9 protein-coding genes and 1 pseudogene are annotated in these 13,398 nt (G+C 60.5%); 8 read left to right on the forward strand and 2 right to left on the reverse strand.

All coding sequences use genetic code 11. The features are described 5' to 3' along the window. Positions 1–981 precede the first annotated feature (981 nt). Positions 982–1,269 carry a DUF768 domain-containing protein gene (locus tag FJ959_RS13460; RefSeq protein ID WP_140562242.1) on the forward strand — a complete coding sequence of 96 codons (288 nt, stop codon included), beginning with the start codon at positions 982–984 and terminating at the stop codon, positions 1,267–1,269. A gap of 217 nt (positions 1,270–1,486) precedes the next feature. On the opposite strand, the gene FJ959_RS13465 is transcribed toward FJ959_RS13460, so the two are convergent. Further along, on the reverse strand, positions 1,487–2,044 hold the full coding sequence (locus FJ959_RS13465; protein WP_140562244.1) for a DUF1003 domain-containing protein: 558 nt from the start codon (positions 2,042–2,044) through the stop codon (positions 1,487–1,489). Positions 2,045–2,678: 634 nt separating this feature from the next. Here FJ959_RS13465 and FJ959_RS13470 point away from each other — a divergent pair. The 6 genes from FJ959_RS13470 to FJ959_RS13495 all read left to right on the forward strand — a co-directional run bounded on the left by FJ959_RS13470 (position 2,679) and on the right by FJ959_RS13495 (position 11,281). Beyond that, positions 2,679–4,331 (forward strand): ShlB/FhaC/HecB family hemolysin secretion/activation protein, encoded by a 1,653-nt coding sequence (locus FJ959_RS13470; RefSeq protein WP_181172033.1) that lies wholly within the window; start codon positions 2,679–2,681, stop codon positions 4,329–4,331. A 66-nt stretch (positions 4,332–4,397) separates the two neighbouring features. Continuing rightward, positions 4,398–5,999 (forward strand): D-alanyl-D-alanine carboxypeptidase/D-alanyl-D-alanine-endopeptidase, encoded by a 1,602-nt coding sequence (gene dacB, locus FJ959_RS13475; protein ID WP_140562247.1) that lies wholly within the window; start codon positions 4,398–4,400, stop codon positions 5,997–5,999. Between the two features lie 159 nt (positions 6,000–6,158). After that, positions 6,159–7,772 (forward strand): D-alanyl-D-alanine carboxypeptidase, encoded by a 1,614-nt coding sequence (locus FJ959_RS13480; RefSeq protein WP_140584669.1) that lies wholly within the window; start codon positions 6,159–6,161, stop codon positions 7,770–7,772. A 58-nt stretch (positions 7,773–7,830) separates the two neighbouring features. Beyond that, the gene (locus FJ959_RS13485; protein ID WP_210239519.1) at positions 7,831–9,399 is read left to right on the forward strand and encodes a serine hydrolase; all 1,569 of its coding nucleotides are present in this window, start codon (positions 7,831–7,833) and stop codon (positions 9,397–9,399) included. Positions 9,400–9,632: 233 nt separating this feature from the next. Continuing rightward, positions 9,633–10,574: a hypothetical protein gene (locus FJ959_RS13490; RefSeq protein ID WP_140584671.1), complete on the forward strand. Its 942-nt coding sequence runs from the start codon at positions 9,633–9,635 to the stop codon at positions 10,572–10,574. A gap of 272 nt (positions 10,575–10,846) precedes the next feature. Then, positions 10,847–11,281 carry a GNAT family N-acetyltransferase gene (locus FJ959_RS13495; RefSeq protein ID WP_140584672.1) on the forward strand — a complete coding sequence of 145 codons (435 nt, stop codon included), beginning with the start codon at positions 10,847–10,849 and terminating at the stop codon, positions 11,279–11,281. Between the two features lie 119 nt (positions 11,282–11,400). Here FJ959_RS13495 and FJ959_RS13500 read toward each other — a convergent pair whose 3' ends face one another. Next, positions 11,401–12,354 (reverse strand): hypothetical protein, encoded by a 954-nt coding sequence (locus FJ959_RS13500; RefSeq protein ID WP_140562256.1) that lies wholly within the window; start codon positions 12,352–12,354, stop codon positions 11,401–11,403. Between the two features lie 269 nt (positions 12,355–12,623). Here FJ959_RS13500 and FJ959_RS31775 point away from each other — a divergent pair. Further along, positions 12,624–13,398 (forward strand): annotated as a pseudogene (locus FJ959_RS31775) (hypothetical protein); the annotation flags it as partial.

The following is a 13,398-nucleotide window of genomic DNA, read 5'->3' on the forward strand; positions in this document are numbered from 1 at the left end:
CCGATGCATGAGTGCCCACCTTGTCATACACGCAGCGCCAGCGGCGCCGGGAACACGGAACTGTTCTCGCTAGTCACTGATTTCTTTCACGCCCAGTTCGGGCTGATCGGTGTGTGGGTCATTCCATGCCGGCCAAGCCGCCGGCACTTGGCCCCATCTCACCGCCGCCGAAAACCTACGCTAACCCACGCTGCATGGACTTGCCGCAGACGTCGGCGAAGGAGAATTTGCGAGGAGCTCGACTGGCGCGATGAGCGGGTCCGTTCGCTTTCGGGCCGCCAGCTGAGCAGCGGCGAGATCTCCCGGGCGTTGATGCACCGGTCGCGCCTCCCGATCCTCGACGACCCGACCACGGGGCTAGACGCCCGCCGGGCGCTCCACCTGGACATGCGCGATCGTTGCAAGGCGAGGTATCGCCGTGCTCTGGCGACGCCTTTCATCGAAGAGCGCGCGCGCGGGAACAATGTCGTGGGTCGGCGGTGCAGACCGCGTCGCCGCCGACTCGGGTGGCCAGCACGGAGGACCCATTCGCCCCTCTACAGTAATCTGCCAGAGCGTCATAAGCGTCATGTCATGCTCAAGGAGCGAGCTGGACGGCCGCCGCTCGATCCGCCGGATGCGCGCGTCACTGAAATGAGTATCACTCGTGAAGAAGACTGTCGGAGTGCTTTTCTGCATGCGGCATTCCCAACCGGACTGCCTGCGAAAGCGCCGAAGCGCGAGCACAATGCGGGCAGCATCGGTCCATCGCCGCCATCGGCGTCGAACTCCATCCAGGCTGTGCAGACCGATCTAGCGTAGGGGATCCAACCAACCAAGACAGATGAGTTGCTGACAGGCGACGGTGAAGGGGAAGGCGGCTCGCTTCGTTTGCGGCAATGGCATGCTGGGGACTTCGGTCGATGCCGGTGGAGTTCGCAATTCCTGACAGGGCCATGGAACAACCACTCTCTGCGGCAGTTGTCCGGCTCAGGAGGCGAGATGAGTGCGACCATAGAGTTCTTTCGAAGCTGGCTGCAGGAGAATGTCGGCAATGTGCCTGCGGACGCACCAGTCACCGTCGCAGGGCTCGTGCAGCAGTTCGAACAGGATGCGGATGCTGCCGGATATGGGCGCGAGGTTCGCGAACAAGAGATCGACAACATAGAAGACGCCATCCAGCAAGCCCTCGACAAGGCGAATGCGACCAGCGAGTTGCAGGCGCCGCGTCAGGAAGATGACTCGCTTGCTCCGGTCATCGACGCTCTTGAGGCGGCAGAACCCGAATAGTCCGCTTCTGCCGGTAGTGACTGTGGTGAGAGGGGCCGCTGATCATGGTGTGCTGTGGAATATTGTGTCGTCCGACGAGACACGCTGTCCTCGGCGGAGACACGCTGTCCTCGGCGGCCCATCAAGTCAACCAGAGCGCGTTCACAGCACGACGAGCGCTCATGGACAAGTGTCGCTATCGGTGGGACATTGGCGACGCCCTCTCCCCCAGAGTTGCCTACTCCTCTGCCTCCACGATCTTGTCGAGAACAGCTTCAGGCGCGACGTCGCGCTTCAGTTCGTTCAATTCATCATCCGCTTCCGTGCGAATATTCAAGCGCCTGGCAATCTCCTCGACCATCTTGATAAGCTTGGTCGTCTCATGTTCGTTCAGCAGGCTCACCTGAAGATCGAGGTCTGCTCTGGCATCGTCCTCAGCGGCCATCCGGTTCTGGTTGATGAGCACGAACGTGGACAAGAAAATCGCCTCCACGGATGCAATCATTGCAAGGATGACCAAGGATGGGTCCCAAGGCTGAACAAAGCCAACGGGCTTAATGTTGAGGACGATCCAGCCGCCGAAGAAAACAAGATGAATATAGACGAAGATCATGCTGCCTGCGAACTTGCTGATTGCTGCCGCAGCGCGTTGCTCCGCAGTGGCTGCTTTCGCATCGCGCTTTCGTCGTTGAACAATTGCTTCGATGTTGCGGGCCAAGGCCGGAGCGAGACCGTCCGCGGCTGGTCTGGTTGGGGTGGCGTGTCCTATGTCATTGCCTGAGGCATTCGGGCTCACAGTTCTCTCCGTGTCTGCACCTGACCCACCTAACTGGCCGGTTGGCGTTTCGATCCATGCAGTCTCAGGAGCGTTGACCTAATCTCATTACGATGGCTCACCCAGTGAGAGACCTGTCAGAAGACGTTGTGATAGCGAGACGGTCACCGGCACGGATGGGCCTGGCGACGCTGATCGTGCCTTCCATACGATTGCGATGTCGAGTCCGGGGCTCGCACAAGCGACGGCATCCGCGGCAGAGCGGGTCCGCGCGCGAGAGTTGGGGCCGCACACCTCGCCCGCGCTCCCCGTGAAGAGAGCTGGCGCACCGATATCGCAAACAGCCTACGGCGTAAAAAAATCCGCGCGTTTATCCTAAGCGTGAATGTTATGCCAGCTACTATGTCGACGAGGTGGCCAGATGCGCCGGCATCGCACGCAGCTCTGATCAGTTTTCCGCGCCGTCGCTACTCCTTTGTTCTTATTGCTCAACTGCGGAACCGCTCCGAATTTCCAGGATCATTTTTCCTGGAAAAGGCAAAGAATTCTATGCACGCGTCACCATTTATCTGAGACAACTTCTTTTTCTGAGACAATTGCTCTCGGTTAGAATGTCTGCGGCTTGAGAAATTCGTGGGCAGTTTTGGAGCAAAGAGTGGTTCACCACGACCGGCTTTGTCTGGCGACCAGACTGGTGCTGATCGCCTCAAGCTTTCTGGCGGTGCTGGTCGCTCGCGCTCAGGCGCAGGACGCGGACCGCGTCATCAGAGATCAGACAACTGTCATTGAGCGGTTCGAGCCGCCGCCTCGGCGGCCTCCAAGTATCACCGTTACGCATGCCGCGCCGGTCGCCGGCCTGTCCCCCGAGCAGCTCAAAACCATCCGCTTCCGGCTCCGCAAAATCGACCTCGAAGGAGCGGTGACGCTCGATCCGGCGATCTTCTCTGCGCTTTGGGGGAAACTGATTGGTCGAGAGGTTTCACTCCTCGATATGAAGGAGATCATCGACGGAATCGAACGCATCTACCGTGAACACGATTACTATGCGGCGGCCCTGGTCCCGAAGCAGGATTTCAGCAGCGGCCGGATCCGCATCGTCGTCTACGAATCCTATCTCCGCGATGTTGTCGTGGAATCGGATCAGCCCGGTCTCGAGGAACGGCTGAAGCCGTATATTGCCCGCATGGTGGCGGAACGACCGGTCCGTGTCTCTCACCTTGAGCGCTACGCCTTGCTCGTCGCCGATATCCCCGGCTTCACGGTGGAGGCCAAGCTTTCCAAGGTCGAGGACGATCCGGCTGCGGGGAGGCTTGTTTTGAAGGTCGACTTCAAGAGGAGCGGGCTCGATGCCCGCCTCGACAATCTGGGCACGCCATCAACCGGGCCGCTGCAGCTTTCCGGTATCGCGCGCGTCAACGATGCTCTCGGATTGTTCGAGGGCACCGAGGCGCTCGCGGTGACCAATCCCGCCGACCCGGACAAGCTCGTGTTTCTCCGGTTCGGGCAGGCATTTCCGCTCGGGCCGTCGGGGTTCGTCGCCGGGTATGAGTTCGGCCAAGTCTGGTCGAATCCGCTGGACGACGACGACATTCACGTCGGGAGCACGTTCGGAAAGGCTTTTTTGAACTACGCGATTGTGCGCACGATCGACCACAATCTCTTCGCCAAATTCGCGATCAATACCAAGGATGTGGCAGTCGACGTCAATGGCGATCCGGCGGCGCGCAATAGCAATCGATGGCTGACGGCGGCAGCCACGTTTGACACCACCATAGGCGGTGTCGCCGTCGTCGCCGAGGCCGGCCTGGGCCGGGGTTTAAGCGGTCTCGGCTCGAATACCGAGAACGCCGATTTCACCTACATGTTCGGTGAAGGCACGCTCTCACGCGACATTACCGATACCCTCACGGCGCAACTGCAGTTCACCGGCCAGTACGCCTTCACCGAGCTCCCTTCGGCGGTCCGCTTCGACCTGGGAGGCGACCCCTATAGCCGAGCCTTCGACAGCTCCTCGATCACCGGCGACGATGGCATCGCGGCCGCGTTCGAGCTTCGGAAAGGGATCGATGCCGCCATGCCGTGGCTGGCTAATCCCAGCCTGTTCGGATTCGTTGACTATGGAGCGGTGTGGAACCCGCCGGGCAGGGATTATGAGTTCGCTTCGCTCGGTTCCGTCGGTATCGGCATCCGCGCCGGGATCGGAACCCACCTCAACCTCCTGGCCTACGTGGCTACGCCCTATAAGGATGAAGCCCAGCTCGGTGTCGAGGGCGCCCTGTTCCGCGTCGCGGCGGGGGTGCGCTTCTAACCATGCGTCCTCTACGCTCAAACCTCGCCCAGCGCGTGGATCCACGCTCATGAAAAGGAATTGCCCATGATCACGATCCGTTCGATGTCCGTGACCAGCCTCGTGGCTCTAGTAAACCTGGGCGTCTTATGTAGTACGGGCGTGCGCGCCGACACCCTTCCCCGGATCGAAGGCGACACGCCGGCAAGCGTTTCTGCTGTCATAGCAGAGATCCAATCCAAAACCGCGTACGCGCACACAAGCTGGGGCATGCGCGTGGTCGATCTCGACGCGGGGACTGTGCTTGTCGATCAGGCGGCCGACCGGTCGCTCACTCCGGGGTCGATCATGAAGGTCTACAGCACGGCCACTGCGCTCGACCTGTATGGGGCGGACTACCGGTTCCATACCCCGGTCTACAAAGCTGGGCCGGTGTCGGAAGGCAGGCTTGACGGCAATCTGATCCTGGTCGCCTCTGGAGATTTCAGCTTCGGCCTGCGAGAGCAGCCTGACGGCACTCTCGGTTACAACAATTTTCCAGAGATCGACCACAACTATGCCGACACCGGCTTTGCTGGGGGCGCCTTGGTCAAGGAGAGCGACCCGCTAGCCGCCCTGGACAATCTGGCGAAGAGGGTTCATGCCTCCGGCATCGCGGAGGTCAAGGGCGACGTCATCATCGATGCGCGGCTTTTCGAAACCCATCGCGACCCCACGGACGGGATCATTTCCCCGATCTGGCTCAACGAAAACGTCATCGACATCATGACGACGGCGGCCGGCGCGGGGCAGCCGGCCAAGATCGATTGGCGACCCAAGACCGCGTCCGTCAAGGTGATAGGCGCCGTGATGACCGTCGCAGAGAATCCAAAGCCCATCACGATCGAGTCGCCTGCCCCTGGAGAGATTCGGGTCAGCGGCGAAATCGCCGCCGGAGTTGCGCCCACCTTGAGCATCTGGCATGTGCCGGACCCTGCCGCCTTCGCTCGAACAGCGTTCATCGAAGCTTTGCAGCGCGCCGGAGTGAAGGTAGACGCGAACGCGCTTGGGCCAAATCCAGTTGACGAACTGCCGGACGCGGCGGCCTATTCCCCTGACAATAAAGTGGCCGAGCACGTCTCGCCTCCGCTCTCGGAATTCGTCAAGGTCGTTCTCAAGGTCAGCTACAATCGCGGCGCCCATTTGATGCTGTGCCTTGCAGCCGTGAAAGGCGGAAGCCGAGACTGCGTGGCTGGAATCGGCAAGGAGCTCGAACTGCTCGACCGCCTGGGTGTGTCGCGGCAAAGCACTTACGTCTTCGACGGCGCCGGCTCCGATGATCACGCCAAGACAGCGCCCGTGGACCAGACAACGGTGCTCACGCGAATTGTCAAGGAGCCGTGGGGATCGGCCATCCGGGACGGAATGGCCATCCTGGGTGTGGATGGAACACAAGCTGCGAACGGTCTTGGAACCCCGGCGGTCGGGCATATTCACATCAAGGATGGCACACGGGTGATCTCCGCGCCCGGAGATTATCAGGGCATCATCATCGCCAAGACCCAAGTCGGCTATATCGAGGCGAAAAGCGGCCGCGAGCTCGCTTTTGCGATCTTCCTCAACAGCGCTCCTTTTGGCTCGGTCGAGGATTTCATCTCCGCCGATCACGACATTGCTGCAATTGCCGCTGCGATTCAGCAGGCCTACTAGGCGCGACGCTTCTGAGGCAGGCATGGTAACACCCCACAGCACTCCCAGCTTTTATATCTTCAGTAGCAGCGCCTTTATGCGCGTTCTCTTCGGATTGGCATTCTCATTGGTACGTCGGTACGTCGTGGCGATCGAGCCGCGGCCGCATTGGAGGAAGAGATGGAACGAACGATGTTCAAGAGAACGCGAAGCGGCTTGATGGTTGCCTTGGGCGTCGTGGCGCCACTTTGGGGTGCCGGAATCGGCGCGGCCGCAGCCGAACTCGACCTTCCGCCCGCTATCCGCTCGATTATGGACGCGCCACGCTATTCCGGGGCGATCTGGGGCCTCCGGGCAGTCGATCTCTCCTCGGGAGCCACGACGGCGGCCTATGGCCCGGACTCGCTTTTCTTCACCGGTTCGGTGCGAAAGCTGTTCTCGGTCGGTCTCGCGCTGAACGCGCTCGGCATAGATCATCGCTTCGAGACGAAGGTCTATCGTCTCGGCGAGGCAGGGGCAGACGGCACGCTTCAGGGAAATCTCGTCTTGCTCGCAAGCGGGGATCTGACCCTTGGCGGACGAACTGCGGCCGGCGGCAAGATCGCCTTCACCAACTTCGATCACACCGAGGCCAATTCGCTCGGCAGCGCGACCCTCACGGAGGCCGATCCGCTGTCCGGGCTGAATTCCATTGCAAGGCAGGTCGCCAAATCCGGAATCAAGGCCGTCACGGGCGATGTCGTCATCGATGATCGCCTTTTCGATCATTTCCGCGTGCCAAACGGGAATGTTCTGATCACACCGATGATCGTGAACGACAACCTCATAGACGTGACCATCCTGCCGGCTGAAGCTGGACAACCGGCCGCGGTGGACTGGCGACCTAAAACAGCGGCCTTCACCGTCAGTTCGCAGGTGATAACCGTCGCCGCCAGCGAACCGATGGAAATCTCCCTCGAGATCTCGCCAGCCGACCCCAAGATCGGGATCGTCAAGGGCCAGATCCCTGCCGGCTACAGGCCGAGCCTGCCCGGCGTCGCAACATTGGTCCAGACGTTCCCGATCGTCGAGCCGTCTTCCTTTGCGCGCACAGCTTTAATCGAGGCGCTGGGCAGGGCGGGAGTCTCAGTTACGGCATCGGCGACAGGCCCGAACCCGGTCGCGAAGCTTCCTTCGAAAAGCGCCTACTTACAGTCAGCGGAAGTCGCTCGACTCGTTTCACCGCCATATGCGGAATACGCGAAGCTGATCCTCAAGGTCAGCCACAATCTCGGAGCCAATCTGAGCCTTGCGCTATTTGGACTGACGCAAGGAGCAAGAACCATTGAGACGGACCTCGCAGCCGAGCGGAATACGCTGATAGGTGAGTACGGACTTTCTCCCGACGGCTTCGATTTTCCGACAAACGGCAGCGGCAGCCCCGATAGCCGTGCGACACCCGGCGCCGTTACGGGCCTCCTTGCGGCAATGCGGAAGACGAAAGCGTCGGAAGTTTATTTCGACGCTCTTCCCGTTCTCGGGGTCGATGGTTCGCTAGCCACAGTCGGGATCGATCCGCCAAATCCCCTCATTGCGCCAGGCGTGGGAAACGTGTTTGCGAAAACCGGGACAACAGTCGCGGACGGCACGCTCAAAGCCCAGGTCTTTGCGGGATACATCAAATCGAAGGCGGGAAAATTGCTGGCCTATGTCACTTATGTGAACAACGTCGCGCCAATCGGGAGCATTGCGGACGTCATCAAGGTATTCGCGGACGAGGGAGCGATATCTGCGATTTTGTACGAACTCAACTGATGACCGCGAGATTTCCCATTGGGTGCCGTGGGGCACGTTCCAACCGCCGGAGCAGATGATGAAACATTCGAAATTGGCCTCTTGGGCGGGAGTCGCGATAGTTGCCTGCCTCCTGCCGAAACTGGCCTTCGCCGAGCCCGTCACAACTGACCCCGTGACGACTGACCGTGTCACCGAGGTTCTCCCAAAACTCGATGCCATTATCCGCGATGGCATGTCGCGAACCGGCGTGCCCGGCTTGGCGATCGCCATCGTTCACGACGATGCGGTAGTGTTTCTCCGCGGCTACGGCGTTCGCGAGGTGGACAAGCCTGAGCCCGTCGACCCCGACACTGTGTTTCAGCTCGCCTCGATGTCGAAGCCGATTGCGTCCACGGTGGTCGCCACTCTCGTCGGCGAAGGTCTCGTGGCTTGGGACGATCCGATCGTAAAGCACGATCCCGGATTCGAACTGAAGGACCCCTGGGTCACGCGCGAGGTCACGCTTCGTGACATGTTCTCTCACCGAAGCGGTCTTCCCGGACATATTGGCGACCTGCTCGAGGACCTGGGATACAGCCGCGAAGAAATCCTGTTCCGGCTACGCCACGTCAACCCGGCCGGTCCCTTCCGGGCGAGCTACGCCTATACCAATTTCGGCTTGACGGAAGCGGCGCTCGCCGCAGCCAAGGCTGCCGGGAAGCCTTGGGAAGTATTGTCAAAAGAGCGGCTGTACCGACCCGCGGGCATGACCCGGACGAGCTCGCGACATTCTGATTTCCTCGCCGCCGAAAATCGCGCCGTGAATTCCGTCCGCACTGACGGCAAATGGCTTCCCGGCCCGCCACGCGATCCTGACGCCCAGTCTCCGGCTGGCGGTGTCAGCTCCACGGCACGCGACCTCGCGCAGTGGCTGAGGCTCCAGCTTGGCGGCGGCAAGCTCGATGGCAAGGAGATCCTCACCTCGGCTGCTCTCGCCGAGACTCACCAACCGGTAATCGCACGGGGGTCCGCATCGGGTCCGTCCGGCGCTTTTCCCCCTTCTTACGGGCTCGGCTGGAACGTCGATCTCGATCCGCAGGGTCGTATCCATCTCAGCCACTCGGGAGCGTTCAATCTTGGTGTCGGCACGAATGTGCATCTCGTTCCGTCAGAACGGCTCGGCATAGTCGTGGTGACGAACGGCTATCCGGTCGGCCTCGCGGAGGCCACGAGCAAGAGCTTTCTCGATCTGGTATTTGCCGGAAAGGTTGAACGAGACTGGATCGACGCCTACGGCCAGCTCATGGCTGATGCCATGAAGCCCGACTACGGCGGCGCCATCGATGCCGAGCGGGCGCGCTCGCAGCCTTCGCCGGCCCTGCCTGCCGCAAGCTATGTCGGCACTTACGGCAACGACTTTTATGGCGGACTGACGGTTACACAGAAGAGCGACAGCCTGGTCATGAGCCTCGGGCCCCGCACGGAGTCCTTTCCACTTCAGCACATCACCCGCGATACCTTCACATACCAGCCGATAGGCGAAAACGCCTCTGGACCGAGTGCCGTTTCGTTCACCGTTGAGGCCGACCGGACGACAGCCGTCACGATCGAGAATTTGAACCTCCATGGCCAGGGCATTTTTCTTCGAGACCCACGCAAGCCTTGACCCAGAGAGAGAGAGAGAGAGAGAGAGAGAGAGCTTGGGGGTGTCGAACATGACCGACATAGCGAGCCAGCCGCCTTGAGGTTTCCGATGCGGACACGATGCCGCTGGAGCCACATCGTCCGGCATCCGAGAACCTTCACGCTCGCGCATGTTGGCGTCCCAGAGATTTAGGTGTTCCCCGATGTTATTAGGTTGGGTCTAATGTCTAACGCCTCGGCAACCCGGTAAACGACATGGATTTCAGGACGTTCTCAGGCTACGGATACCTCCTCATCGGCGGCCTTATCCTCGTCGGCGCCGGGCTCCTGACCATTTCGCTCATCGTCAATCTTGGGGTGGCGCGCAGTGTGCGGCAGGACGCACGCCATCGTGAAAAGCTGTTGGAATATTATCGCAACACCTTTTCGCAGCTGGGGGTGATCCTGATTGGAATTGGAGTATCTCTGTTCATCTTCTTTTTTCAGCAGAACTACCAAGACCAGCGCAAACGCGAAGCCGAACTCCAGCAGGTCATGGCCAAACTGGCGGCACGCATCGCTCGTGGCGCAGCCGTCGTCGAATCCCTAGGTGAATTCGACACGCTGCTCGATGAGGGTGGGCCCTACATCGATCCGAAACTCGGTGGAAAGAACAACGCCATCAGCGCGCACGGAGCGGAGCTCGCCAAGCAGGTCGCCGAGATTCTTTTGGTCGAGCGCGACGTTGACGTTCAGTCGTTCGAGATTCTGAACTTATCGCGTGACTTCGAATCGTCGTTCGTCGTCAACGAACTCGATCCGACGCTGTGGTTTAATATCGTCAGCGATGAGAGCGAGATCAAATATGCCACCACCCAGCTCCCGCTGGACTACACGGATTTGCACGATGCGATCGGCGGTGAGCCACTTGATGCTGCGATCGCTAATCCTGAAAAGGAGCGGAAGATCAAGCAGGAGGTGCTGGATATCTTTTATGATGCCGACCTGTTGCGCCTGCGCAGCAGGAGACTTCTCGGCCGTGCGTGCTGGCTTTTCAGCAACGGGCGGGGCTTCGTCAAACTTAGACCGGTCGATGAGATCGAAGCGGACGCCAGGTCGCACCAGGAGTGGATCGATCGGTCGAAACATTTCCTGATGCAATTGAAGTCGGGAAGCGGGGATTGCTTCAAATTGCTCCGCTACAGCCAAACGTCTTGAATCGAGACTGATCTTGCTGCCCTCGTGTGGCTAATCTCCGTCCGCCGCCGCGTGCCGGGATTATTCCGTCGCGAAGCTCTATGCCTTGTCTCCTCTCATGCTCATGTTGTTGCCCCACCCACGGAACCGGTGCGTTTCCAGGGCCTCTTTTCCTGGAAAGGGCAAAGAATTCCATATTCGTTCCCCAGTATTTCTGAGACAAATTCTTCCGTTTTTGGAATGTCTGCCGCGAGAGGGGTTCATCGATGCATATATCGTTAATAGGCTAAAACATGCGCCCATTCGTTATTGTGTCCGAAAGACCCGAAGATGCAGACTATAAAACGATCTTGAGGGCCTTGGTCAGCTATAATGATGCGACGAGCGAACCTTCTGGCTATGCGCCAGTCGGCATCCTCCTTCGTGATCATGATAGCGATGAGACCATCGGCGGCTTGTGGGGAAAAGTGTCTTACGATTGGTTGTTTGTCGAACTGTTGTTTGTTCCGGAATTCCTGAGGCGGCAAAAGCTCGGGACGCAACTCATGAATGCTGCTGGACAGCTCGCTCGGGAGCGGAAGTGTGTGGGGGTGTGGCTGGAAACCTATGGATTCCAGGCGCCAGCTTTCTATAAGACCTTGGGTTACGAGGTGTTCGGGCAACTTCCAGATCACGCTCGGGGCTCAGGTCGGTTCTTCTTGCGCAAGATGCTGGCAGCGTCGGTTTAGTGACCAGCAGTGCATCTCGGCTATGGTAGGGGCGGATGTGGTCCGGTGGGCTCGCGGCGGGACAACGGCATTCTGGTCCAGCCGGAAAATCGACCCCGCGTAAAGGCGCATGAGAGCAGCTACGCCTCTCCGAAACGCTGCTGCGCCATTGCGCCAGCAAGCCAGATCGGATCGAACAGGTCGACCAACGCCCTGTGGCAAGGCGATTGAACTTGGTCGAGGCCAGCTTCATGGCCGCCCGTCAGAAACGCGCCGACGCCTTCATCGACCGCGGCTGGATCTGGAATCCGCAGCCCCAGCGAGGCCAAGTCGCCGGCAATCGACGTTTGGGACGGCAGGTATGCAACCGCAGAGCGCAGCCGCATGCTCGGCGCTGGAAGCCGGATCATCACAATTCGGGTCACCGATGGCTGCGCGTCGGGGCCGATGATCGTGGCGCCGCACATCAGGCCCGCAAGGACGCTAGCCGGTGGTGTCGGCAAGGAAAGACAGAAGAACATGCGGCCATCACCGCTGGGTTCGACCAGGTCGAGGTGCATGGCCCGCCCCGCCATCACGAGCGGGCCTTCAAGTTGAAACCGGCTCGTCGGCAGCCGCTCCGAATACTGTGCGAGAACGCCCTGCGGGCCATTCGATTGGATTGACAGTTCTGCCCTGATGAACTGGGCGCGGAAATAGGGCGACCAGGCGTGGGAGTAGCAGGCGTAGGTGCCGGCGAGCGACCGGCTTGCATCCTGGCGTTGCCCGGCGAGCGACCGGCGCGACGGTTCGCTTATGCGCTCCAGTGTATCGCGCTCGCAATTATGTCGAGTACAAATGGCCTGGATGAACTCGTCGAGCTCGCAGTCGGCGATCCAGGCTCCCGGACGCCCAACATCCACGACCTTCGCCCAGTCCTCGTAGAGCCGGAGCTCGCGCGGGTGGGCACGCCCCTGCATCCATTTGTGCGCGCGCTCGACATCGAACGACGTCGCCGGGTTGACACGACGGAACGCCGCCGCGAGGTCCTTGCGTGTCACGGCGCCGAGGAATGCCATCGTCACCCGCAATTTCTGACCAACATTCTGCGTCACGCGCTCTCCTTTGCTGTTGTTCTCCCGCCCGCGGATTCGCCCCGAATTTCCAGGGTCAGTTTTCCTGGAAAAGGCAAAGAATTCTATAACGCCGTTCCCGCTTATCTGAGAGGATCTCTTTTCGATTTAGAGCGTCTGCGGTGAAACCTTCGCCACCCAGCATGCAGGCGGCAGAAATGCTGTTGATTTGCTGCCCCAATCGGCAGTCATGGGTGCATAGAATCTAATTTAAGATTTCCTAATTCGGAGAGGTTCGAGGGGCCAGGCAGGTGGGTAGAAAAGTCGACGTCATCAGGCGGTCGCGCCTTACGGCCGGCCGGCTCAGGCAAATTGGGTCGCCGACGCGAATCTCCTGCCTGGCGCGGGCCATAGTACTCCTTGCAGGCCTGCTATCGACGGCACTTCCAGCAAACGCCAGGAACTTCAATGTCGGCAACGAGACGCAGCTCCAGACCGCGCTCAATCCGAGTGGTGGCGCCCAGGACGGCGACACCATCACCTTCACCGCGAACATCATCTTGAGCACCAACCTGCCTGAGGTGAAGCGCGACGTGACCATCAACGGCGCCAACCATACGCTCTCCGGCAACAAGCAGCATCGCGGTCTGTTCGTCCAGTCGGGCAAGGTCGCGATCAATGATCTCGTCATCGAAAATGCCAAGGCACAGGGCGGCAACGGCGGCAACGGCGTGAGCCCCAACACGGGTGATGCCGGTGGCGGCGGTGGCGGCGCCGGACTTGGCGGGGCCCTGTTCGTCGCCAGCGGCGCCCGTGTGACAGTGAGCAACGTCACCTTGCTGCACAACACGGCGCAAGGTGGCGTCGGCGGTGCCGGCGTTTCGGCTGACGGCAAGTTTGCGGGCGCCGGCGGCGGCGGCGGCGGTATGTTCGGAAACGGCGGCATATACGACGGCACCAGGGCCAAAGGCGGCCCCGGCGGTGGCGGCATTGGAGGTGGACCGGGACCCGAGAACGGCGGACCTGGTGTCTTTGGCGGCGGAGGCGGCGGCGGCGGCGTCCGTGGAGGAGACGGCGGATTTGGCG

Source organism: Mesorhizobium sp. B2-2-4 (genome assembly GCF_006442375.1).
In the GTDB taxonomy this organism is placed as follows: Bacteria; Pseudomonadota; Alphaproteobacteria; order Rhizobiales; family Rhizobiaceae; genus Mesorhizobium.

Coding starts and splice junctions, on each gene's coding strand:
- FJ959_RS13485 (WP_210239519.1), top strand. CDS start 7,831: ATGAAACATTCGAAATTGGCCTCTTGGGCGGGAGTCGCGATAGTTGCC.
- FJ959_RS13495 (WP_140584672.1), top strand. CDS start 10,847: ATGCGCCCATTCGTTATTGTGTCCGAAAGACCCGAAGATGCAGACTAT.
- FJ959_RS13490 (WP_140584671.1), top strand. CDS start 9,633: ATGGATTTCAGGACGTTCTCAGGCTACGGATACCTCCTCATCGGCGGC.
- dacB (WP_140562247.1), top strand. CDS start 4,398: ATGATCACGATCCGTTCGATGTCCGTGACCAGCCTCGTGGCTCTAGTA.
- FJ959_RS13480 (WP_140584669.1), top strand. CDS start 6,159: ATGGAACGAACGATGTTCAAGAGAACGCGAAGCGGCTTGATGGTTGCC.
- FJ959_RS13460 (WP_140562242.1), top strand. CDS start 982: ATGAGTGCGACCATAGAGTTCTTTCGAAGCTGGCTGCAGGAGAATGTC.